This window comes from Shigella sp. FC1661, assembly GCF_001712525.1.
GTDB classification, from domain to species: domain Bacteria; phylum Pseudomonadota; class Gammaproteobacteria; order Enterobacterales; family Enterobacteriaceae; genus Escherichia; species Escherichia coli.
Window position 1 is genome coordinate 1 of record NZ_MDGW01000431.1, and the last position, 23,804, is coordinate 23,804.

Consider the following 23,804-nt stretch of genomic DNA (forward strand, 5'->3'; position numbering starts at 1 on the left):
TACCGGCATCCACGTTACAGACGGTCCCGGCAAAAGTGCCTGACCTGACCCCTATTAGCGGTTACCAGCGCCCCACCAGACCCGGTGACATCACCCCCCGGATCATGGACGACTGGGGGCAGTAATCATGCCGGGTCTGGCTGGCTAACACCCCATTATAAGGGGTACGAATAAAGTAACGGGGCGAAATGGCGAATGGCAATGGCGAACGGAATCACAAACAAATTGGCGATACAGTGCTCAAAGCCACTGGCGACAAACAGGGTGATGGGCAAAATCATGGCGACGATTTTGTCGCATAACGAACGCCCGCAATAACTCATCCACAGCGCCAGGCAAACCATCAGATTGCACATAATGCCGAGGCTGACAGATTCAGTAAATGTATGATGCATTTTGCCCTCGGCGCAGTGTAAAACCGCGACTCCCCACATCGCGTTTTCACTCATCACCAGCCCGGAAAACCAGATTAACAAACTGAAACAGGCAATACCTGCCAGATTACCACAGGCCACCAGAAGTGCGTTAATCAGCCAAGTTCGCCAACTAATAACGCCCCGACTTTTTGCCATCACCGTCATTACCGACGAGGTGAACAGGCTGGTGCCGCAAACCGCCAGCAAAATAAAGCCGAGTGTAAAGCAAAGGCCGCCCACCAGATGGGTTAATGCCTGTGAAGACGGGGCATCGGCGATAACGGAAAGGTAAAAAGTAAATCCGATCGCCATAAACACGCCAGCGGACATCGCCATTAAAAAGACCGACACTTTACTGCGGGCAATTTTATGGACGGCAATCCGTTCAGCGATTGCCGCTTTTCTGGCGCTCAACTGCAAGTCGAAAGAGAGTTTGTTTCTCATGCATACTCCTGCAAAAGCAGATTACAACACCTCGCGAACCGAGATCCCCAGACGCTGCATTCGTGACAGCAGCGTGGTGCGCTTCATCCCTAATCGTGTCGCCGCGCCACGGGGCCCGGCAACAATGCCATTGGTTTCTCGCAATACCTGAACAATGCGCTGACGTTCTTCTTCGTCATTCTCTGGCGTCGTCGGGTGCAGCAACTGCGCCATTGAACTGCGAAGCGCTGAATCTTCATTTAGCGTCGGCAGTAAACGGCTTTGTCGGACATTAAGATGTAAATTCAGACTGTTACCGCGAGTCAGCAGTACTGCTCGCTCAATCACGTTTTCCAGCTCGTGCACGTTGCCCGGCCAGTCCCACGACATCAACTGGCGTAGCGCCTCGGTCGGGATGGCGTCAATTGCGCGATTCATATGGCGCGCCATTTTTTGCGTGAAATGTTTTGCTAAAAGAGGGATATCTTCCGGACGGTCGCGTAGCGGCGGCAATTCCAATGGGAAGACATTCAGGCGATAAAAGAGATCGCTGCGAAACTGGCGATCTTCAACCATTTGCCACAAATCACGGTTGGTGGCGGCAATGACTCTGACATTCACCGGGATCGTTCTACTCCCGCCGAGACGCTCAATCTCCCGTTCCTGCAATACGCGCAGCAGTTTAGGCTGAAGTTCTAACGGCAGATCGCCAATTTCATCGAGAAACAACGTGCCGCCATCGGCAATTTCAAAACGATCACGATGTGTATTAATCGCACCAGTAAACGCCCCTTTGTCATGACCGAATAACTCACTTTCCAGAAGACTGGCGGGGATGGCAGCGCAGTTGATTTTGACCAGCGGTTTGTCGCGTCGCGTGTTAAGTTGATGGATCGCTCTGGCGATCACCTCTTTGCCGGTTCCGGTTTCACCACAAATCAATACCGTACTGTCGCTCTTCGCTACAATATCTACCTGCTGGAGCAGGTCTTCCATTGCCTGGCTTTGATAGATAATGTCACCGATGCCCAGATTCGAAAGGAGCTGCTCGCTAAGCTGGTAGTTTTCTTGCTGCAAACTTTCCTGCAAATCGGTCATGCTACGCCAGGCATCGGCATTGCCAACGGCAATAGCGATGCGATCGGCTATGTGTTGTAGTAGCTGGCAGTTTTCCTCACTAAAGAGAGTGGAAGAGGTATGCGCCAGCAACAATGCACCCGGTGTATGGTTGCCAAAGGTAAGCGGTATAAGGAGCGCAGATTCGCAGCCGTTAGATGCAAGTAAGAGTAATAACGGGTCGCGTTGCCAGAGAAACAGATCGTCTGCACGGTGCGTCAAGGTCGGTTGTCGGGTTTGTAGCGTTTGTGTCAGCAATACACTGTCGCCAGGCATATTGCGTGGCAGACACGCACAATGTGAGGCAGAAAGATCGCTGCACCAAAGGCTAAACTTCTCGTTCTTTCGATGATCGCCCAGTACCATACTGACTGAAGCCAGACCGAAAAAATGATGGATCTCACGAGCGACGTCAGCGATCAGATCGTCGAGATCAAGATGTGACAGCACTGCATTAGTAATATCAACCAGTACCCGATGATGATCGCGATCTTTCTCCAGCAAACGCAGCGCCACCTGTTGTTCTTCATCATTGAGCCATGATTGCAGAACCGGAGTGATAATGCGTGCCAGCCAGTTAAACAGTGTGCAATCCTAGGGAGTAAAACGGCTGCCGTGGGTACGAATAAAGCGTAGCTCCGCCATTCCACTACTGCCGAGAAGGACGGCGTGACGAGAATAATCGACCATCTCGCCCTGATACTCTGTTGTTGCCGTCACATCGCTGCCATCATCATGGTAGCGGTAATAGAAGTTGCTTTTGATAACATGCAGTTCAATAAGTTGTACCGGGCTGAACGGCGGCGGCATCGGGATGAAGGCGCGTAATAAAGACGCCTTACCGTGTTTCTGTGCTAACCGCTCCGCGAGCATTCCGTTTACCGCTTCAATTGTTATTCCTTGTGGCGGGGCAAACATCGCCTCGTCTGACATAGCCATCAACAGTCCTTATTAATGAGAAATCCTTCTCACGCAATTTTTCTGGCCATCAGATAGATGGCCGGTTCCTGCACAATTTCATCCAACAGATGAATGAATTGAATGCTACGCGCCTGCCACACAGACGTCGCGTCATCTGCCAGTAGCGCGAATGCCCGGGTCAACAGGGCGGTGTGGCTGGCGTCAATAACAATCTCACCAAAGGTCATCACCCCCAGCATCTTACGTCGGGCTTGCTCCTCTTCGACCTGTGCAAGCCAATCTTCGTTTTCCGTCAGTGGGCAGCGGAAGGCGACATTCAGACAATCAATCACGCCAACGTGATGGCCGATAGCCAGCGAGTAATACATTACCTGAGAGCTGTGTTCCGGCATCTCGTCGCTACTGGCGACAAACTTTTTTCGCAGCGTCCAGAAAACAATTTCCCCGCACTCTTCAGTCATGTAACCCCCGGAGTACGCGAAAGAGTTGCTGAACGATACTATTGAGACGTGGATCGTCGGCATCGCGCAACCAGGTGTTAACCCGATTTCCTGTAGGATCGTCGCTTAAATGGCGCAGGAGCCGATCGCAAATTTCTCGCCCCAGACGATAGCCCGCCAGCCGCCGCGCTTCTCGCTCAATGGCGATACGCTGTGATGGCGGGATCTGTGGCCACAACGGTTGCATAGTCACCCCGGTGGGATCGCGATAATCCACAGCGTGAATCTTCTGTTGCAGCAAACCGAGCGCCACGGCGAAACCGTGAATGGTGGCGGCCGGTGTTGGCGGGCAGCCGGGGATCCAAACATCAATGGGGACAATGGTGTCGCTGCCGCCCCAGACGCTGTAGAGATCGTGGAAAATACCGCCGCCGACACCGCACGCGCCGTAGGAAACACAGATTTTATGATCGGGGGCAGACTCATACGCCCGAAGTGCAGGCATACGCATCGCCCGGGTGACTGCGCCAGTAAATAACAAAATATCGGCGTGACGCGGTGATGAAACAACCTTAATGCCAAAACGTTCTGCGTCGAATACGGGGGTGATGGCAGCAAAAATTTCGATTTCACAGGCGTTGCAGCCGCCGCAATCGACGCGATAAACGTAGGCTGAGCGACGGATATCCTGTAGCAAATGCCGCTTCATCTTTTGCGTTTGCTCATCCAGCGTGATGGGCTGGCTGACATGTTGTGTAAGCACTGGACTCATAGCTGCTCCTTAGCCACCAGCGGTACATCTGTATCGTCGTTGATCAGCGTCGCGCGTTGTTTGCACTCCGGGCAGACGCTCGCTTGCGCCCGCAACATTTCGCGGTTTTGTGGCGCATTTTGTTGCTGTGCCAACAATTCAGCAGCCAGTGCGACGGTTTTTTGCGGGGCAAACGGGCGTTCGCAACGGCTGCAACGTTGTAGATGGAACGTCGCGCGGGTATAGAGATCGGCTTTATTGGTGACGGTCAGTTCAAAGTTATTGGTAAGCTGGATGGCTCTGGTCGGGCACACTTCTTCACAACGTCCGCAGTAAATACAACGCCCCAGATAGAGCTGCCAGGTGCGCGAATTTTGCTGGTCGTCGGTCTGGATAGTCAGCGCATTTGCCGGACAAGTACAGGCGCCGCAGGCAATACATTGGCTGGGCATCAGGTCCGGTTTCCCGCGAAAGCCTGGGCTGACCTCCAGTGGCGCGAAGGGATATTTCACCGTCGCGGTTCCGGCGCGCATAATAGTTTTCAGTAACTTCAGCATCTTCTGTCCTTACTTCAGCGGCGAACGGTTACGATCAATGCCGTAGCGTTCGATCTCTTTATACGGCACGGTTTTTGACTGGCGCTTGCGCACATCTACCAGCGTCACACGGTCGGTACAGGAGTAGCAGGGATCAAGGCTACCGATAATCAGCGGTGCGTCAGAAACGGTATTGCCGCGCAGCATGTAACGCAACACCGGCCAGTTGGCGTAGGTGGCGGCACGGCAGCGCCAGCGGAACAATTTTTGGTTATCACCGAGCATGCTCCAGTGCACGTCTTCACCGCGTGGCGCTTCAACAAAGCCCAGCGCGAATGCGTGAGGTTTATAGCTAAAGCCTTCGGTCAGCAGTGGGGTATCCAGCATGTTGTCGAGGGCAAATTCCAGCATTGCCAGCGAATCAAACGTCTCTTTGACACGGACCATCACGCGGGAGAAAACATCGCCGCCGGTGAAGGTAAACAGTGTTTTTGGAATATTGCCGTAGTCGGCGTAGGGGTGATCAAAGCGCAAATCACGGGCAAAACCACTGCCGCGGATCAGCGGCCCTACAGGGCTATAATCACGGGCGATTTGTCGGTCGAGAATGCCAATGTCCTGAGTGCGTTGTTCCATATTCGGCGTAGCAAGCAGCATCTCTACCAGCTCCGACACGTCGGCGCGCATCTCGCGCACCAGTTTCAGCGTTTGCAGACGTTGCTCTTTGAGAATATCGCGGCGAACACCACCAATCAGATTCAGACCGTAGGTTTTACGCGACCCGGTCAGCAATTCCGCCATCGTCATCGACTTTTCCCGCACGCGGAAAAATTGCATAAAGCCGGTATCAAAACCAACAAAATGGCAGGAGAGGCCAAGGTTGAGCAAATGACTGTGTAGCCGTTCGACTTCCAGCAGAATCGAGCGAATGGTATGCGCTCGTTGCGGCACCTCAATCCCCAGTGCATTTTCAACCGAGTTGGTATAGGCCACACTGTGGGCAAAACCGCAAATCCCACACACGCGGTCCGATAAGAAGGTCACTTCGTTGTAGCCCATCCGCGTTTCTGCCAGTTTCTCCATGCCGCGATGGACATAAAACAGGCGGTAATCAGCATCGACAATTTGCTCGCCATCCACAAACAAGCGGAAGTGACCCGGTTCATCGGAGGTGATATGCAGCGGGCCGACAGGGATCACCCGCGCATCGCTGTTGCCCTCATTGATAAACGCATACGTTTCGGAATCTGTCGTCGGTTCAGGGCGCAGTCGATAATCCATCGCATCTTTGCGCAGCGGATGCATATCTTCCGGCCAGTCATCGGGCAACACCAGGCGACGCTGATCCGGCAGGCCAACCGGAATCAGCCCGTACATATCGCGAATTTCTCGCTCGCCCCAGACCGCGGCAGGGACGCGCGGTGTGACTGACGGAAACTCCCGACTGTCGGCATCGACCAGTGCCTTCACCACGATCCAGCATTTTTCGGCCCCTTCCATTGAAAGGGCATAATAAACCGCGTAATGACCGTTAAGTGTCCGCTCGTCGTTGCCAAACAGGACTGGAAGCCAGCCATCATGTTGATAATAAAGATAATGTACAACGTCAGGCAGCAGATTGATTTTCACCGTAATGGTGACCTGTTCAGGCGTTTGTCGCTCTTCATCCAGCACCGCGCCGGGGAACTGCGTTTTCAGGGCGGCGAGAATCGCTTCGCCACGATTTGACGATGAATTAACGTTCACTGTGTTTCTCCGAAACAGATGCGGTGCCTGAAGGCAAAAGTGCTACGTTGTGCAGGCAGGTCGTGCGTCCCTGAGAGGACTATAGTGGAAGCGCCCGCCAGGATCCTGATGACAGGTTGTGGAATATGCGTTCCCATCGCCAGCATCATGACCAGCAGAATCACCATTGGCGAGGTGGTCAACCAGCCGAGATCACCCCGGTTAACGGCCTGCGGCGGTTTCGCCATTAACACCCGCGCAGCCATCCGTACCAGGCCCGCCAGCACCAGCGTTAACAGCAATAACAGCAGGACGATAATCAGCAGGTGATTACGTGCCAGTCCTGCGGTAACGGTCATAAATTCGCTAAGAAAAATGTTGAAGGGCGGCATCCCTGCCAGCGCCAGCGCACCGCCGCCAAACAGCACGGCGGTAAATGGCATGATTTTGAGCATCCCACAGACGACGTTGAGATCGCGCGTGCCGTACTTGAGCAGTACATTGCCGGAACCGCAGAACAGCAGCGTTTTTGCCAGACTGTGGTTTAAGGTGTGCAGCAGCGCGGCAAAAATTCCCAGCGGCCCGCCAATGCCTAGCGCCACCGCGACCAGCCCCATGTTCTCCACGCTGGAGTACGCCAGCAGACGCTTAATGTCCCGCTGTACCAGAATGAAAAATGCCGCCACGGCAACCGACAACATGCCGAAGATGAGCAACAACCGGTTGGGGAAATCGCTGCCGATGGCTTGGCAAATAATGATGTAATAGCGAATCAGCACCAACAGCGCGCAGTTCAGCAATACGGCGGAGAGCAGGGCGCTGACCGGACTCGGCGCTTCACTGTGAGCATCCGGCAGCCAGGCGTGCATGGGAAATAGCCCGGTTTTGGTACCAAAGCCAATTAGCACAAACACAAAGGCCAACAGCATTAATGTTGGGTCAAGCAAGGACGATTGCTTAAGAATCTCGCTCCAGAATATCGCCATTTCTGCCTGCGGCATAACGCTGGCGGCGTTGGCGTATACCAGCACGGTACCGAACAGACCAAAAGCGACACCAACAGTACAAATAATGATGTACTTCCATGCTGATTCCAGCGATGAACGCTGACCGTAAATGCCTACCAGAAACGCCGAGCTTAAGGTGGTGGCTTCGATCGCCGCCCACATCACAATCAGGTTATTGCTGGTAACAACCAGCAGCATGGTGAACAAAAACAGATGGAAGAAACCGTAGTAATCGCACAGTGTAACGGGTGAAAGCTCGCCGTGTGCCACTTCATGACGCATGTAGCCAATCGAGTAAACACCGGTGAGAAAGCCAATCACACCAAGAATGGCGAGGAACAAACCGCCCAGACCATCAATATGAAGCCACAGTCCCGCAGCGAATATTTCTCCTGCATCAGCGGCAGTTTGGACCACCCAGAGTGCCAGAATCAGCAGCAGTGTGATCCCTAAGCTATGTAATACAGTCACCGTACAAGTCGCAGAGAGCCCCCGTTTCCGGCAGGCAAAACAGAGCAGCGAAAAAAGCAGCGGCGTGAGCAGGAGTAAAGCGAACATCACAGAATAACTCATCTCATTATCCCTTCAGCGCGGTCAAGTTGTTCACGTCCAGCGTGCCGTGGGTACGCCATATTTTTCTTGCCAGTAACACCATCACAATGACGGCGAAGATGGCGTCGGTAGCGATACCTATTTCCACCAGTTCCGGTGCTCGCCAGGCAAGAAGCGCCAGCACCAGATGGGAGCCGTTTTCCATCAGGCAGTAACCAAAAATTTGCCGCAGGATATTGCGCTGGCTGACAATGCACAGCAGGCCAAGCAGAAAATGACCTAACGCTACCGCCAGCGCCGGTTTCAGCCCGGTAGCCATCGGTAGCTTCACGGGCTGAACGACAAATGCGCAAAGCAGGACAATTAACGCCGCGAGCAGTGCCATCATTGCCGGACCGAATAACGCTTTTTCCGGGATGTTCTGGGGAATATTTCGTGCAGCGTAAGTCATGATTAACGGTACCAGCAGCACTTTGGTGATAAAGGCGCTGGCGGACCAGATCAGCAGTTGCTCTGCGGCGAACAGGCACGAGAGAGTGGCGAAAATAGACACCAGCACCAGCGACTGGCAGGCGTAAAATCCGCATGACAGGCGATAGCTTTTGACGCTAATCACAAACAGCGATGTCAGCATCATCAGTCCCGCCAGATTATTTACGATCATAGAACCGATCATTCATCATCTCCTTACTGCAACCAGGTCGCGGCGATTACGCTGGAAATCAGCGACATCACAATCAGTACAATCAACACCAGGCGCATTGACCCTGGCAGCGGTGCGGCATCGGCGACGGCCTCGCTCGGTTTGCCAGGCACAACGCGACCAAACCAGCGAATAAACCAGGCGAAACTGGCGACCGATTCAATCATCAGCAGAATCATGGCGGGCAGCAGGATCCAGTACTCCACTGACAACGCAAAACCGGCGGCAAACAGCGGGAATTTACTGAAGAAGCCGTTGAACGGCGGCACACCGGTAATCGCCAGCGCTGCCACGCAGAAACCCACGCCTGGCAACGGCAGGGTGTGCAATACGCCACGCAGACGCGGCAACAAGCGCGTGCCGCAGCTGTAACTCAGCGCACCTGCTACAAGGAAAAACAGGCTTTTAGCGAACGCGTGGTTGACGATGTAGGCGATGCTGCCCTCCAGTGCCAGCCGCCCACTTTCACCATCGATGCGGCGTGGAGATAGGCGCTGATCGGTGTTGGCGCTTCCATTGCGTCCGGTAGCCACGCTTGCATCGGTAGCTGGGCCGATTTCCCCCACGCGGCAAACAGGATGCCGCCATAAACCAGATAACGTGCGTCGCCATGTAACTCGCTCATCGCGCTAAGCACAAACGTTCCGGTCTGCAAAAACAGCGTGGCGGCGGCAAGATACAACCCCAACGAACCGATATGGGTGATAAGCAACGCTTTTAGTGTTGAACGCTGCGCTTTATCGCTCTGGTAATAACTGATCAACGCCCAGGAGCAGCCGCCCTAATTTCAAAAAACAACAACTGACCGAGCAGCGTCGAGGAGAGTACCAGTCCCGCCATCGCGCCGATAAACACCAGCAAAAATGCGTAATAACGATTCGTGCCGTTATGCGGGTGTTCGCGATTTTTATCCGTCAGATAACCCGTGGAGTAGAGCGTGACCAGCAAACCGAGAAACACCACCACAAACAGAATCAGCGTACTCACGCGATCAATGACCAGGCCAAACAATGCCACATCCCCCACGTTGACCAACGTCAACGTGACGGCAACTTTATCGGCCTGATAAAACGCGGAGATCAGCGACAACATGCACAGCGTGGTCAGTGCGGCGAACAAAACCCCCATTCGGCGGCCCGACGTTGTGGCGAAAACGAAACGACCAGTGCGCCGATAAAAGGCAGCATTAACGTCGTCAGAGCAAGATTTTCCATATTCCGTCAGTGCTCCTTACAGACCGGTTAACCAGAAGACCCATGCAAGCGCAGCAAGGCTGAAGCCAAGCCAGGTCACATGGTGAATGAGTAAAAAACGCCCGCGTGCCAGCGTGTTTTCTGCGATTGAGGCCAGTACAAAAATCAGCAAAACCTTGAGCAGCGTAACGACAAGTGAAGTCAGCAGGCAGGCGAGAGAAAGTTCTTGCGCGCGCCCAAAGGGCAGAAACAGGGCCACAAACAGTGCTGCCATCACGACCTGTTTCAGCCCCAGCCCCCATTTCGCTAGCGCCAGCCCGGCACCGGAATATTCGGTCAGCGGGCCTTCCTGTAATTCCTGTTCTGCTTCAGCAACATCAAAGGGAATTTTTCCCATCTCAATGAAGCAGGCAAAACCACAGGCCAGTAATGCCAGTACGGTGGTTAGCGGCGAGTTCCAGCCCGTTGCCAGCGTATTGCTGATCATCTCGATATGCGTGGAACCTGCTATCAGCGCCAATACCAGCAGTGAGAGAATGAGCATGGGTTCGACCAGAATGCCGAGCGTCAACTCGCGACTGGCACCGACTCCCGCAAACGGGCTTCCGGTATCCAGCCCGGAAAGAGCAAAGAAAAAACGAAACAGGGCAAGAAGATAGATAAGGGTGATCAGATCGCCGCCGCCCGCAAAAGGGGAAACGGTAATAAAAAGTGGTAGGGCCATCGCCAGCACCAGCATGCTGCTGATTAATACCCACGGCATCAGGCGGAACATCAGACCTGAAGATATAGGCGCAACTTCCTGGCGTTTAAACAGTTTGTGGATCTCGCGATAATCCTGCCAGATCCCCGGCCCGCGGCGGGAGTGCATACGCGCGCGTATCTGCTGGGAAATACCCGTAAAAAGCGGGGTTAGCAGCAGAATCACGGCCTGTGCTAACGCAAAAATGACCAGATATTCGTCGCAAAGAGTTTGTCTCATGGTGATTTCCTTAGACGGCAATAGCGATTAGCAGCACAACTAGTGCGGCAACTAGATACAGGCAATAGAGACGAAAGTCGCCGCTTTGCAGATGCTGTATTTCTTTGGCCAGCCGTTGGGTGGCGCTCACGATGGGGCGGATCACCCGCTCATCCCAGAAGGGTTCTGTGCTCTGAGCCCTGGCGGTGACGTGCGCAAGATCTTTATTTAGCCTCAGCGTAGGGTCGAGCTGTTGTCGTAGACGAAATAACGCAGAGAAGACCACACGCAGCGGCTGCATCACGCCATTGCCTGACGGAGCCATCGCGTTTTCCCAGCCGTAGCCGCATGCCCAGGCATCTCCTGTGCGACGAAACGCTGCGCGGCGCGAACGACACCACAGCCAGTAAAGGCCTGGCAGCAAAGGCATCGCCAGTAGTAACAGCAACAGTAATGAAGGAGTGACCCGTGTATGAAACGTGCCGGGTACAAGTGCTATTCCGCTGGCGACAGTGACGGGAGGGGTATTGGTAAACGCATGGGCAATATGCATTATCTTCGGTGCCAGCCAACTGGCACTAAGCGCAATTAATACGCAGAGTGCCGCGAGCAGTAGCATGGCGACGATCATCGTATTTGGCACTTCCTGTGCCTCTTCAGCGTGTGTACTGCGCGGCGCACCACAGAAAGTAATACCGTACATTTTGACGAAGCACATTACTGCCAGCCCACCAGTGACTGCCAGCATTACCATAGCAATAGGACCCGCAAGTTGTAGCGCTACGGCTTCCACACGACTTAGTGAGAACAGCGACTGCCAGGTGTACCATATCGCTGATAAAACCATTCAGCGGAGGAATGGCTGATATCGCGAGGCAACCAATCAGGCATGCTGCGGCTGTCCACGGCATCCGTTTCGCCAGTGCCCCCATTTTTTCCATGTCGTGGGTATGCAAACGCGAAATAATCGCGCCCGCGCCGAGAAATAGCAGCCCTTTGAACAGCGCATGGTTGAGCAGATGAAACAGTGCGCCGAGCAGTCCAACCACGGTGAGCAGCGGGTCGTGCAGTGACAGACCGTCCATCGCCACACCGACTGCCAGCAAAATAATGCCGACGTTTTCGACGGTACTCCAGGCCAGCAGCCGTTTGATATCCTGTTCCGCCAGCGCATATAGCACGCCCAGGAGCGCGGAGATTGCGCCGATCGCCATCACCAGAATGCCCCACCACAGAGGCAAACCCGTTTGCGCCAGCAGATCCATCGCTACTTTCAGGATGCCGAAAATACCGATTTTGACCATTACGCCAGACATCAACGCCGAAGCGTGCGATGGTGCGGCAGGGTGAGCGCGCGGCAACCAGCTGTGCAACGGCATCATCCCGGCTTTCGCGCCAAAACCGAAAAAGGCCAGCAGAAACACCGCCGACGCCAGCCCCGGAGAAAGTGAAAGCGTGCGAAACTGGCAAAATCGAGGCTGCCGCTTTCGCGCCCCATCAGCAAGAAGGCGATCATAATCAGCACCGATCCGGCGTGGGCGATAAAAAAGTAGAGCATGCCAGCGTTGATCGACGTTTTATCCTGCCTGGCAATGACCAGAAACCAGGAAGACAGCGACATCATTTCAAACAGCACGATGAACCAAAAAGCGTTGTCCATCACCAGCAGGGCAACCATCGATGCGATGAAAAGATTCATAAAGAAGCCCATCGCCGCCGCGCCTTTGCCCTCGTATTCGCGCATATAAGTCAATGAATAGAGCGAACAAACCACCACCAGCAAGGAGATAACCAGCACCATAAATGCCGAGAGGCTATCCATTCGCAGGGTTAAATCGGCAAAGTCAAAAGGGGTGGCAAAACGGGCGACTAAAGTTACACCAGCATGTAATTGCGTAATTCCGCTGATGATGCCAATCACGCCGCCCACCAGCGATGTGATGCCGGAAAGCTTAATAGCCAGTCTGTCCAGACCGAGTAAAAACAGCGAAGCCAGACTGGCAAACAGAAAGAGGATCAGCGACCAGGTTAATAATTGCAGGGCATCCATTAGTGTTGCTCCTGAGTGAGGGAAAGGGGATCCTCCCCGCCATTGGCAAACCAGCTTGCGGCAAGGCGCTGTTTTTCTTTCATCTGACGTTGCAGGCTATCGTCGGTAATCAGCCGTAACGCCTGATTCGGGCAAGCGCGAACGCAGGCCGGACCTTCTGGCAAGAAATTACACAGGTCGCATTTCACCGCGACGGTCTGGACACCCGGTTCCCAGCGCAGCAAAGCATGTTGGGTCGGCGCGTTTTCTTCGCCATCTTTGAGTGAGCCGTCAGCCTGAAAAACATATTGCGCAGGGGCATTCACCGGACGGCTTCCTGAAGCGCTGATTGCGCCAAATGGGCAGACCACGGCGCAAAGCTTGCAGCCAATACAGAGGCTTTCGTTGAGTTGGATCGCATCATCCCTCTGGGAGATGGCATTGACCGGGCAGACCTGCAGGCAAGGGGCTTCCTCACAGTGATGACACACGACAGGGGCAGTGATTGTTGACGTCTTCGCCAGGGCCAGGCGCGGGTGTTGCTGTAAACCTTGCGTTTTATGCACGTCCGAACAGGTAGCGAGACAGGTATTACATCCTGTACACCACAGTGGTTCGGCCACCACAAAGCGGTTCATGTCGGCTCCTTGAAAATGATATGAAACATTGCATTTCATATTGCATAAAGGATGCCAGTCTGATTAATTTAATATATTCAATAAATTATGTATTAACTGGGTTCTGAACGGTACAAAAATGATGGTCATTAACGTTCAGCAAAAAATGGATTCGACACCCGTGTCGCAGGGGAAAGCGAGAATGTGATCTTGATCACGAGAAGTGAGGTGTGCTGACCGCAAGCGCAGCCAGCACGGAATGGAGCAAAGTAATCAGGCGTGTTCTTTCAGCCAGTTCAGCACAACGTCGTGGTGATTGCTGGTTTTAAAATCGTCAAAGACATGTTCGATTTTGCCATCAGCGTCAATCAGGAAGCTGATGCGATGAATACCATCGTAGGTTTTGCCCATGAAGGACTTTTCACCCCAGACGCCGAATTGTTCGCACACCTGGTGGTCCTCATCAGACAGGAGCGTAAAGTTAAGCAGCTCTTTTTCCGCAAAACGGGAGAGTTTTTCGGGTTTATCGGTGCTGATACCCAGCACATCAACGCCCGCTTTTTTCAACTCATCCATGTTATCGCGTAAGCCGCAGGCCTGTACGGTACAGCCGGGGGTCATGGCTTTCGGGTAGAAATAAACCAGAACACGCTGTCCCTGGAAGTCGGTCAAATTAACTTGTTCTCCGTCTTGATCCGGCAAGCTAAATTTCGGTGCGATATCACCGGCTTTCAGTGGATTCATTACTTAACTCCATCCTGTTCATCATGTTGGGAATAATTGACGACGTTAATACTGCCTTGTGCATTGAGTTCTGTACATAGGGCTTTGAACGCTTGCTCAATATTTGCTGCGTCCGCAGATGCGGGGCTGTGGGCGGTGATCTGAATATGCAACTGCGCAGCCCGTTCATTTTCAGCAGGTTGCGTGCGCGACACCAGCTCCGCAATGTTCATATGATGCGCGTCGAAAAGTGCTGTGAAGCGTTCAATTAAATGCGGGGAGTCTGCAACATCGACCTGAACCCAGACAGATGCTGGCATTGGCGGACGCGGACGCGCCGTCGTGCGCTTCATCACGATTAAAAGATCCAGTTCGGCACCTTTCAACGGTAACGTTGATTCAATCAGAGTAATGGCATTCCATGAACCGGAAAGCAGCATGATAAACGTGAACTCTTCTCCCAGCATAGCCAGGCGACTGTCTTCAATATTACAGCCGCAACTACTGACATGACGGGTGATGGTGTTCACAATTCCAGGGCGATCGGCACCCAACGCAGTGATCACCAGATAATGTTGCGATGACAGTGTCAAACTGGTTATTCCTTTAAGGGGTGAGTTGTTCTTAAGGAAAGCATAAAAAAAACATGCATACAACAATCAGAACGGTTCTGTCTGCTTGCTTTTAATGCCATACCAAACGTACCATTGAGACACTTGTTTGCACAGAGGATGGCCCATGTTCACGGGAAGTATTGTCGCGATTGTTACTCCGATGGATGAAAAAGGTAATGTCTGTCGGGCTAGCTTGAAAAAACTGATTGATTATCATGTCGCCAGCGGTACTTCGGCGATCGTTTCTGTTGGCACCACTGGCGAGTCCGCTACCTTAAATCATGACGAACATGCTGATGTGGTGATGATGACGCTGGAGCTGGCTGACGGGCGCATTCCGGTGATTGCCGGGACCGGTGCTAACGCTACTGCGGAAGCCATTAGCCTGACGCAGCGCTTCAATGACAGCGGTATCGTCGGCTGCCTGACGGTAACCCCTTACTACAATCGTCCGTCGCAAGAAGGTTTGTATCAGCATTTCAAAGCCATCGCTGAACATACTGACCTGCCGCAAATTCTGTATAATGTGCCGTCCCGTACTGGCTGCGATCTGCTCCCGGAAACGGTGGGCCGTCTGGCGAAAGTAAAAAATATTATCGGAATCAAAGAGGCAACAGGGAACTTAACGCGTGTAAACCAGATCAAAGAGCTGGTTTCAGATGATTTTGTTCTGCTGAGCGGCGATGATGCGAGCGCGCTGGACTTCATGCAATTAGGCGGTCATGGGGTTATTTCCGTTACGGCTAACGTCGCAGCGCGTGATATGGCCCAGATGTGCAAACTGGCAGCAGAAGGGCATTTTGCCGAGGCACGCGTTATTAATCAGCGTCTGATGCCATTACACAACAAACTATTTGTCGAACCCAATCCAATCCCGGTGAAATGGGCATGTAAGGAACTGGGTCTTGTGGCGACCGATACGCTGCGCCTGCCAATGACACCAATCACCGACAGTGGTCGTGAGACGGTCAGAGCGGCGCTTAAGCATGCCGGTTTGCTGTAAAGTTTAGGGAGATTTGATGGCTTACTCTGTTCAAAAGTCGCGCCTGGCAAAGGTTGCGGGTGTTTCGCTTATTTTATTACTCGCTGCCTGTAGTTCTGACTCACGCTATAAGCGTCAGGTCAGTGGTGATGAAGCCTACCTGGAAGCGGCACCGCTTGCGGAGCTTCATGCCCCGGCTGGAATGATTTTGCCGGTGACCTCCGGTGATTATGCAATCCCGGTGACCAACGGTAGTGGTGCTGTCGGTAAGGCGCTGGACATTCGTCCACCAGCCCAGCCGCTGGCACTGGTTTCTGGCGTGCGTACCCAGTTCACGGGCGATACCGCTTCATTGCTGGTGGAAAATGGTCGTGGCAATACTCTGTGGCCGCAGGTGGTTTGCGTGCTGCAGGCGAAAAACTACACCATCACCCAACGTGATGATGCTGGTCAGACACTGACCATCGATTGGGTACAATGGAACCGTCTGGACGAAGACGAGCAGTATCGTGGTCGTTATCAAATCTCTGTTAAGCCGCAGGGTTATCAGCAGGCGGTTACGGTTAAACTGCTGAACCTGGAACAGGCGGGCAAACCGGTTGCAGACGCGGCTTCCATGCAGCGTTACAGCACGGAGATGATGAACGTTATTTCCGCCGGTCTGGATAAATCTGCCTCTGACGCCGCGAACGCTGCGCAAAATCGTGCCTCCACCACTATGGACGTACAAAGTGCAGCTGATGACACCGGTTTACCGATGCTGGTCGTACGCGGGCCGTTCAATGTGGTTTGGCAACGTCTGCCAGCGGCGCTGGAAAAAGTGGGCATGAAAGTGACCGACAGCACCCGTTCGCAGGGTAACATGGCCGTAACTTATAAGCCGCTGTCTGACAGCGACTGGCAGGAACTGGGCGCGAGCGATCCAGGCCTGGCATCCGGTGACTATAAACTGCAGGTTGGCGATTTAGATAACCGCAGCAGCCTACAGTTCATCGATCCGAAAGGTCATACTCTGACTCAGAGTCAGAACGACGCGCTGGTAGCTGTCTTCCAGGCTGCGTTTAGCAAGTAAAAATACAGGGCTGGAGTCATCCGGCCCTTTTTTCTGATATGATACGCAAACGTGTGCGTCGGCAGAAAAATGCAATTTTAGCGGTAATTCGCACGAAATTTGTTTGTCGGACGTAGGTCGGATAAGGCGTTCTTGCCGCATCCGACAAAACATCCGGCACACCAGACAGCAAAAGATTTTAAAACGTTAATTCACACCCAGGAGTGATAAAGATGCAAAAGCAAGCTGAGTTGTATCGTGGTAAAGCGAAAACCGTATACAGCACGGAAAACCCGGACCTGTTGGTGCTCGAATTCCGCAATGATACGTCAGCAGGGGATGGCGCGCGCATTGAGCAGTTTGATCGCAAAGGTATGGTGAACAACAAGTTCAACTACTTCATTATGAGCAAACTGGCTGAAGCGGGTATCCCGACTCAAATGGAGCGTCTGCTCTCCGATACCGAATGTCTGGTGAAAAAGCTGGATATGGTGCCGGTTGAGTGTGTCGTGCGTAACCGTGCTGCAGGCTCTCTGGTGAAACGTCTTGGAATCGAAGAAGGTATTGAGCTGAACCCGCCGCTGTTCGATCTGTTCCTGAAAAACGATGCCATGCACGATCCGATGGTCAACGAATCTTACTGCGAAACCTTTGGCTGGGTGAGCAAAGAGAACCTGGCGCGTATGAAAGAGCTGACCTACAAAGCGAACGACGTGCTGAAAAAACTGTTCGATGATGCTGGTCTGATTCTGGTCGACTTCAAGCTGGAGTTTGGTCTGTACAAAGGTGAAGTGGTACTGGGCGATGAGTTCTCCCCGGACGGCAGCCGCCTGTGGGACAAAGAAACACTGGAGAAAATGGACAAAGACCGTTTCCGCCAGAGCCTCGGTGGCCTGATCGAAGCCTATGAAGCCGTCGCCCGCCGCCTGGGTGTACAGCTGGACTGATTTTTCTGTTCATCATCTTGCCGTGCAGCTGGCACGGCAAGACAACCGCTCTCGGAATATATGCATTGAACGCTCATTCCTCCGCCATTTCATCCCGCTTTCCTGTGGTAATTTTCCTCTGAACCACCTACGATCATTTCTATAATGAATATATTGTTGAGGTATCTATGCGTTGGCAAGGGCGACGTGAAAGTGACAATGTTGAAGACAGGCGCAACAGCTCCGGTGGTCCGTCTATGGGCGGTCCCGGTTTTCGCCTGCCAAGCGGTAAAGGCGGGCTGATTTTACTGATAGTCGTGCTGGTTGCAGGCTACTATGGTGTTGATTTAACCGGGTTAATGACTGGACAGCCGGTTTCCCAACAACAATCAACGCGGTCCATTAGCCCTAATGAAGACGAAGCTGCAAAATTCACCTCGGTGATTCTGGCAACCACGGAAGACACCTGGGGACAACAGTTCGAGAAGATGGGTAAGACCTATCAGCAACCGAAGCTGGTCATGTACCGTGGAATGACGCGCACCGGCTGCGGGGCGGGCCAGTCCATTATGGGGCCGTTCTATTGCCCGGCGGATGGCACAGTTTATATCGATCTCTCCTTCTATGATGACATGAAAGACAAACTTGGCGCGGATGGCGATTTTGCCCAGGGGTACGTTATCGCCCATGAAGTCGGTCATCATGTGCAGAAACTGTTAGGCATCGAGCCGAAAGTTCGTCAACTGCAACAAAACGCGACGCAGGCGGAAGTGAACCGCTTATCTGTGCGTATGGAACTCCAGGCCGACTGTTTTGCCGGTGTCTGGGGGCATAACATGCAGCAGCAAGGTGTTCTGGAAACCGGCGATCTGGAAGAGGCGCTGAATGCGGCGCAGGCCATCGGCGATGACCGTTTACAACAGCAAAGTCAGGGGCGAGTAGTACCAGACAGTTTCACACATGGCACTTCTCAGCAACGCTACAGCTGGTTTAAACGTGGTTTCGACAGCGGCGATCCGGCACAATGCAATACTTTTGGTAAAAGCATTTAATTTCCGGGGCAGGGATGGCTGAACTGACTGCGCTTTACACATTAACAGCGCAAATGAAACGTGAAGGGATCCGCCGCTTGCTGGTGTTGAGCGGGGAAGAGGGTTGGTGTTTTGATCATGCGCTTAAGTTGCGTGATGCCTTACTTGGCGACTGGCTGTGGATTTCGCCGCAGCCAGATGCTGAAAACCACTGTTCTCCCTCGGTGCTACAAACTTTACTTGGGCGCGAGTTCCGGCATGCGGTATTCGACGCCCGCCACGGCTTTGATGCCGCTGCCTTTGCGGCACTTAGCGGAACGTTGAAAGCGGGAAGCTGGCTGGTTTTGTTACTCCCTGTATGGGAAGAGTGGGAAAACCAACCTGATGCCGACTCGCTGCGCTGGAGTGATTGCCCTGACCCTATTGCGACGCCGCATTTTGTCCAGCATCTCAAACGCGTACTTACGGCGGATAACGACGCTATTCTCTGGCGGCAAAACCAGCCGTTCTCGTTGGCGCATTTTACTCCCCGTACTGACTGGCACCCCGCGACCGGCGCACCACAACCAGAACAACAGCAACTCTTACAGCAGCTACTGACCATGCTGCCGGGCGTGGCAGCGGTAACGGCTGCGCGTGGGCGCGGTAAGTCGGCGCTGGCAGGGCAACTCATTTCTCGTATTGCGGGCAGTGCGATTGTCACCGCGCCCGCAAAAGCGGCAACGGATGTACTGGCACAATTTGCGGGCGAGAAGTTTCGCTTTATTGCGCCGGATGCCTTGTTAGCCAGCGATGAGCAAGCCGACTGGCTGGTGGTCGATGAAGCCGCAGCCATACCTGCGCCGTTGTTGCATCAACTGGTATCGCGTTTTCCTCGAACGTTGTTAACCACTACGGTGCAGGGCTACGAAGGCACCGGACGTGGTTTTTTGCTGAAATTTTGCGCTCGCTTTCCGCATTTACACCGTTTTGAACTGCAACAGCCGATCCGCTGGGCACAGGGATGCCCGCTGGAAAAAATGGTTAGTGAGGCACTGGTTTTTGACGATGAAAACTTCACCCATACACCACAAGGCAATATCGTCATTTCCGCATTTGAACAAACGTTATGGCGAAGCGAGCCAGAAACGCCGTTAAAGGTTTATCAGTTATTGTCTGGTGCGCACTACCGGACTTCGCCGCTGGATTTACGCCGGATGATGGATGCACCAGGGCAATATTTTTTACAGGCGGCTGGCGAAAACGAGATTGCCGGAGCGCTGTGGCTGGTGGATGAGGGGGGATTATCTCAACAACTCAGTCAGGCGGTATGGGCAGGTTTTCGTCGCCCGCGGGGTAATCTGGTGGCCCAGTCGCTGGCGGCGCACGGTAGCAATCCACTGGCAGCGACATTGCGTGGACGGCGGGTCAGCCGGATAGCAGTTCATCCGGCTCGTCAGCGCGAAGGCGTTGGGCAACAGCTCATTGCCAGCGCTTTGCAATATACGCAAGACCTCGACTATCTTTCGGTGAGTTTTGGTTACACCGGGGAGTTATGGCGTTTCTGGCAACGCTGCGGTTTTGTGCTGGTACGAATGGGTAATCATCGTGAAGCCAGCAGTGGTTGCTATACGGCGATGGCGCTGTTACCGATGAGTGATGCGGGTAAACAGCTGGCTGAACGTGAGCATTACCGTTTACGTCGCGATGCGCAAGCTCTCGCGCAGTGGAATGGCGAAACACTTCCTGTTGATCCACTAAACGATATCGTGCTTTCTGACGACGACTGGCTTGAACTGGCCGGTTTTGCTTTTGCTCATCGTCCGCTATTAACGTCGTTAGGTTGCTTATTGCGTCTGCTACAAACCAGTGAACTGGCATTACCGGCGCTGCGTGGGCGTTTACAGAAAAATGCCAGTGATGCGCAGTTATGTACCACACTTAAACTTGCAGGCCGCAAGATGTTACTGGTCCGTCAGCGGGAAGAGGCCGCGCATGCGCTGTTCGCACTTAATGATGTTCGCACTGAGCGTCTGCGCGATCGCATAACGCAATGGCAATTTTTTCACTGACTCCTTCAATTTTCTCCCATGGTCATTGTGAGCCAGCGGCGTAAAATTAATGACATCAGTTAAGGAGTTCGCCATGAAACATGACCATTTTGTTGTTCAAAGCCCGGATAAACCTGTGCAACAGTTGTTACTGCTTTTCCATGGTGTCGGGGATAACTCGGTGGCAATGGGGGAAATAGGCAGTTGGTTTGCACCGCTGTTTCCTGATGCGCTGGTGGTGAGTGTCGGTGGCGCGGAGCCGAGCGGTAATCCGGCGGGGCGTCAGTGGTTTTCGGTGCAGGGTATTACGGAAGATAATCGCCAGGCGCGTGTGGATGCCATCATGCCGACGTTTATTGAAACGGTACGCTACTGGCAGAAACAGAGTGGAGTAGGGGCTAACGCCACGGCGTTAATCGGTTTCTCTCAAGGCGCGATTATGGCGCTGGAGAGTATTAAAGCCGAACCGGGCCTTGCTTCACGCGTCATTGCTTTTAACGGACGCTATGCGAGCCTGCCGGAAACCGCGTCTACAGCAACGACAATTCACCTGATTCATGGCGGTGAAGATCCGGTTATCGATCTGGCGCATGCGGTTGCGGCGCAGGAAGCGTTAATCAGTGCCGGTGGTGACGTGACGCTGGATATCGTGGAGGATTTAGGCCATGCGATCGACAATCGCAGTATGCAATTTGCCCTGGATCACTTGCGTTATACCATTCCGAAACATTATTTCGACGAAGCGCTAAGTGGCGGTAAGCCTGGCGATGATGATGTGATTGAAATGATGTAAAAGACAGATTACCTGGCCTGATAAGACGCGTGAGCGTCGCATCAGGCATCGTTCACCATTGCCGGATGCGGCGTTAACGCCTTATCCGGCCTACGGTTGAGCACTCAGCTTACTTCTTCGGTTGATCCTTTTTCGGCCAGTCGTCGTCATCGTCCCACTTATCGTTGAAATCACGATGCGGGGGAAGCTCCGGCTTGTTGGCGAGAAATTTCTTGTGGTCGACGCGCTTGAGATCTTTAATCACGTTCAGCAGGACGCCTACCAAAAAGACAATCACCAGAATCCACCAATATTTAGCCAGCCAGTCCATGCTTATTTCCTCTTGCAGAACCACTCATCAGGCGACGAGCTGTTCCATGATACGTTGATACATACGGGCAAGTAGCTGCAGGTCGGCAGTGTTCACACATTCATTAATTTTATGAATAGTGGCATTGACCGGCCCGAGTTCCACCACCTGCGCCCCCATGCGAGCAATAAAGCGCCCGTCGGACGTTCCGCCTGTGGTCAGTAGCTGCGGTTTAATTTCATTATAGTGCTCAACCGCGTTAACGACCGCATCCACCAGTTTACCGCGCGCGGTCAAAAATGGCTGCCCGGAAAGCCACCAATCCACCGTATAGCGCAGTTGATGTTTTTCAAGCAGGGCAAGCACCTGCGCTTTGATCATCTCATCAGTCAGTTCGGTGCTGAAGCGGAAGTTAAACTGCACAAACAGTTCACCCGGAATAACATTGTTACTGCCCGTTCCCGCCTGAATATTAGCAATCTGCATACTGGTCGCCGGGAAAAATTCATTGCCCTGATCCCACTCAATAGCCACTAATTCATTAAGGAAAGGTGCTGCGCGATGTACTGGATTGTCAGCCAGATGCGGGTAGGCCACATGCCCCTGAACGCCATGAATGGTAAGGTTGCAGGTTAACGATCCGCGACGACCATTTTTCACCACATCACCAACCACTTCGATACTCGACGGTTCGCCGACCAGGCAGTAATCGAGACGCTCATTACGTGCCATCAACGCTTCGACGACTTTTACCGTACCGTTGTGGGCACTGGCTTCTTCATCAGAGGTGATCAGAAATGCCAGTCGCCCCGTATGGTTGGGATGTTGTGCGACAAAGCGTTCTGCCGCTACCACCATCGCCGCCAGCGAGCCTTTCATATCTGCCGCACCGCGCCCGAATAACATGCCATCACGAATGGTGGGTTCAAACGGCGGATTGATCCAACGATCGGCGTCGCCAGGCGGCACCACGTCGGTATGCCCGGCAAAGGCTAACGTTTCACCTTGCCCACGCCATGCCCAAAAATTCTGCGTATCGGCAAAGTCCATGCGTTCAACGGTAAAACCGATCGCCTGCAAACGTTCAATCAACAAAGCCTGGCATCCTGCGTCATCAGGACTCAGGGAAGGGCGGCGAATAAGCTGTTGTGTCAGCTCAATAACCGGGCACGACATAGACTACACCTCATGGAAAAATTGCTGATAACTGGAATCACTGAAACCCAGCAGCATAGGCTTACCAGGCGCGCAGAGCAATGGACGTTTGATAATTGAAGGCATTTCAGTCATTAATGCCGCCGCAGAGGCCGCATCGGTGATTTTATTGCGGGTGGTTTCGTCCAGTTTACGCCAGGTTGTACCACGGGTGTTCAGTAACGCTTCCCAGCCTAATTCGTTGATAAAACCGTTCAATAATTCGCTGTCCAGCCCATCGACGCGGTAATCATGAAAACGATAGTCGATGTTATTGGCTTCCAGCCAACGGCGAGCCTTTTTAATGGTGTCACAATTTTTGATGCCGTAAAGTGTAACCATAATGAATCCTTTTTCGATCTATGAGAATAAATACTCATTTAAGGGTGAAAACATTTTGCCTGCAAATGATTATCAGGAAATATAACATTATCGAAGTAGGTAATGACTCCAACTTATTGATAGTGTTTTATGTTCAGATAATGCCCGATGACTTTGTCATGCAGCTCCACCGATTTTGAGAACGACAGCGACTTCCGTCCCAGCCGTGCCAGGTGCTGCCTCAGATTCAGGTTATGCCGCTCAATTCGCTGCGTATATCGCTTGCTGATTACGTGCAGCTTTCCCTTCAGGCGGGATTCATACAGTGGCCAGCCATCCGTCATCCATATCACCACGTCAAAGGGTGACAGCAAGCTCATAAGACGCCCCAGCGTCGCCATAGTGCGTTCACCGAATACGTGCGCAACAACCGTCTTCCGGAGCCTGTCATACGCGTAAA

General features: G+C 53.1%; 20 protein-coding genes and 5 pseudogenes. 6 read left to right on the forward strand and 19 right to left on the reverse strand.

All coding sequences use genetic code 11. The features are described 5' to 3' along the window. Nucleotides 1-179: 179 nt before the first annotated feature. From focB to BFF42_RS19595, 15 genes and pseudogenes are all read right to left on the reverse strand, one after another. A pseudogene (focB, locus tag BFF42_RS19525) lies at nucleotides 180-860 on the reverse strand (formate transporter FocB); the annotation flags it as partial. Nucleotides 861-881: 21 nt separating this feature from the next. Continuing rightward, complete coding sequence (locus tag BFF42_RS19530) at nucleotides 882-2,471, reverse strand: sigma-54-dependent Fis family transcriptional regulator (RefSeq protein ID WP_252709271.1); 1,590 nt, start codon at nucleotides 2,469-2,471, stop codon at nucleotides 882-884. A gap of 78 nt (nucleotides 2,472-2,549) precedes the next feature. Further along, nucleotides 2,550-2,894: a hypothetical protein gene (locus tag BFF42_RS27935; protein WP_001251568.1), complete on the reverse strand. Its 345-nt coding sequence runs from the start codon at nucleotides 2,892-2,894 to the stop codon at nucleotides 2,550-2,552. 29 nt (nucleotides 2,895-2,923) lie between these two features. Beyond that, a complete protein-coding gene (gene hyfJ / locus BFF42_RS19535) occupies nucleotides 2,924-3,337 on the reverse strand; it encodes a hydrogenase 4 assembly chaperone HyfJ (RefSeq protein ID WP_005026381.1) in 414 nt (137 codons plus the stop codon). Then, complete coding sequence (gene hyfI / locus BFF42_RS19540; RefSeq protein WP_000075552.1) at nucleotides 3,330-4,088, reverse strand: hydrogenase 4 catalytic subunit HyfI; 759 nt, start codon at nucleotides 4,086-4,088, stop codon at nucleotides 3,330-3,332. Before hyfI ends, hyfJ begins: the two co-directional genes overlap by 8 nt. Next, nucleotides 4,085-4,624 (reverse strand): hydrogenase 4 subunit H, encoded by a 540-nt coding sequence (gene hyfH, locus BFF42_RS19545; protein ID WP_039059492.1) that lies wholly within the window; start codon nucleotides 4,622-4,624, stop codon nucleotides 4,085-4,087. Before hyfH ends, hyfI begins: the two co-directional genes overlap by 4 nt. Before the next feature lie 9 nt (nucleotides 4,625-4,633). Then, nucleotides 4,634-6,349, reverse strand: coding sequence for a hydrogenase 4 catalytic subunit HyfG (gene hyfG / locus BFF42_RS19550; protein WP_001102299.1), 1,716 nt, complete (start codon nucleotides 6,347-6,349; stop codon nucleotides 4,634-4,636). Beyond that, nucleotides 6,339-7,908 (reverse strand): annotated as a pseudogene (gene hyfF / locus BFF42_RS19555) (hydrogenase 4 subunit F). The gene hyfG and the pseudogene hyfF overlap by 11 nt, the downstream one beginning before the upstream one ends. A gap of 4 nt (nucleotides 7,909-7,912) precedes the next feature. Then, nucleotides 7,913-8,563, reverse strand: coding sequence for a hydrogenase 4 membrane subunit (hyfE, locus tag BFF42_RS19560; RefSeq protein ID WP_000580447.1), 651 nt, complete (start codon nucleotides 8,561-8,563; stop codon nucleotides 7,913-7,915). Between the two features lie 11 nt (nucleotides 8,564-8,574). Further along, nucleotides 8,575-9,804: pseudogene (locus BFF42_RS19565) on the reverse strand (hydrogenase 4 subunit D). 16 nt (nucleotides 9,805-9,820) lie between these two features. Further along, nucleotides 9,821-10,765, reverse strand: coding sequence for a hydrogenase 4 subunit HyfC (gene hyfC, locus BFF42_RS19575; RefSeq protein WP_012421476.1), 945 nt, complete (start codon nucleotides 10,763-10,765; stop codon nucleotides 9,821-9,823). Between the two features lie 10 nt (nucleotides 10,766-10,775). Further along, nucleotides 10,776-12,794, reverse strand: a pseudogene (gene hyfB / locus BFF42_RS28425) (hydrogenase 4 subunit B). Then, a complete protein-coding gene (gene hyfA / locus BFF42_RS19585) occupies nucleotides 12,794-13,411 on the reverse strand; it encodes a hydrogenase 4 subunit HyfA (RefSeq protein WP_012421271.1) in 618 nt (205 codons plus the stop codon). The pseudogene hyfB and the gene hyfA overlap by 1 nt, the downstream one beginning before the upstream one ends. Before the next feature lie 252 nt (nucleotides 13,412-13,663). Further along, entirely contained in the window at nucleotides 13,664-14,134 is a 471-nt protein-coding gene (bcp, locus tag BFF42_RS19590; RefSeq protein ID WP_001068682.1) for a thioredoxin-dependent thiol peroxidase, read from the reverse strand. After that, nucleotides 14,134-14,706, reverse strand: coding sequence for a glycine cleavage system transcriptional repressor (locus BFF42_RS19595; RefSeq protein ID WP_000176187.1), 573 nt, complete (start codon nucleotides 14,704-14,706; stop codon nucleotides 14,134-14,136). Before BFF42_RS19595 ends, bcp begins: the two co-directional genes overlap by 1 nt. A 145-nt stretch (nucleotides 14,707-14,851) precedes the next feature. Here BFF42_RS19595 and dapA point away from each other — a divergent pair, with 145 nt between their 5' ends. The 6 genes from dapA to ypfH all read left to right on the forward strand — a co-directional run bounded on the left by dapA (nucleotide 14,852) and on the right by ypfH (nucleotide 21,540). Further along, nucleotides 14,852-15,730 carry a 4-hydroxy-tetrahydrodipicolinate synthase gene (gene dapA, locus BFF42_RS19600; protein ID WP_001295469.1) on the forward strand — a complete coding sequence of 293 codons (879 nt, stop codon included), beginning with the start codon at nucleotides 14,852-14,854 and terminating at the stop codon, nucleotides 15,728-15,730. Nucleotides 15,731-15,746: 16 nt separating this feature from the next. Then, complete coding sequence (gene bamC / locus BFF42_RS19605) at nucleotides 15,747-16,781, forward strand: outer membrane protein assembly factor BamC (RefSeq protein ID WP_012421526.1); 1,035 nt, start codon at nucleotides 15,747-15,749, stop codon at nucleotides 16,779-16,781. A 212-nt stretch (nucleotides 16,782-16,993) separates the two neighbouring features. Then, nucleotides 16,994-17,707, forward strand: coding sequence for a phosphoribosylaminoimidazolesuccinocarboxamide synthase (purC, locus tag BFF42_RS19610; RefSeq protein ID WP_001295467.1), 714 nt, complete (start codon nucleotides 16,994-16,996; stop codon nucleotides 17,705-17,707). Between the two features lie 167 nt (nucleotides 17,708-17,874). Next, entirely contained in the window at nucleotides 17,875-18,738 is an 864-nt protein-coding gene (gene ypfJ, locus BFF42_RS19615; protein WP_001267495.1) for a KPN_02809 family neutral zinc metallopeptidase, read from the forward strand. Nucleotides 18,739-18,752: 14 nt separating this feature from the next. Next, a complete protein-coding gene (gene tmcA, locus BFF42_RS19620; RefSeq protein WP_000829385.1) occupies nucleotides 18,753-20,768 on the forward strand; it encodes a tRNA cytosine(34) acetyltransferase TmcA in 2,016 nt (671 codons plus the stop codon). Nucleotides 20,769-20,841: 73 nt separating this feature from the next. After that, complete coding sequence (gene ypfH, locus BFF42_RS19625; protein ID WP_000679848.1) at nucleotides 20,842-21,540, forward strand: esterase; 699 nt, start codon at nucleotides 20,842-20,844, stop codon at nucleotides 21,538-21,540. A 109-nt stretch (nucleotides 21,541-21,649) separates the two neighbouring features. Here the strand turns inward: ypfH and BFF42_RS19630 are convergent, their stop codons facing one another. The 4 genes and pseudogenes from BFF42_RS19630 to BFF42_RS19645 all read right to left on the reverse strand — a co-directional run. Continuing rightward, complete coding sequence (locus BFF42_RS19630; RefSeq protein WP_000383836.1) at nucleotides 21,650-21,850, reverse strand: YpfN family protein; 201 nt, start codon at nucleotides 21,848-21,850, stop codon at nucleotides 21,650-21,652. 27 nt (nucleotides 21,851-21,877) lie between these two features. Then, nucleotides 21,878-23,005: a succinyl-diaminopimelate desuccinylase gene (gene dapE / locus BFF42_RS19635; protein ID WP_001277803.1), complete on the reverse strand. Its 1,128-nt coding sequence runs from the start codon at nucleotides 23,003-23,005 to the stop codon at nucleotides 21,878-21,880. A 3-nt stretch (nucleotides 23,006-23,008) separates the two neighbouring features. Continuing rightward, nucleotides 23,009-23,365, reverse strand: coding sequence for an ArsC family reductase (locus BFF42_RS19640; protein ID WP_000258252.1), 357 nt, complete (start codon nucleotides 23,363-23,365; stop codon nucleotides 23,009-23,011). A 113-nt stretch (nucleotides 23,366-23,478) separates the two neighbouring features. Beyond that, nucleotides 23,479-23,804 (reverse strand): annotated as a pseudogene (locus BFF42_RS19645) (IS1-like element IS1B family transposase); the annotation flags it as partial.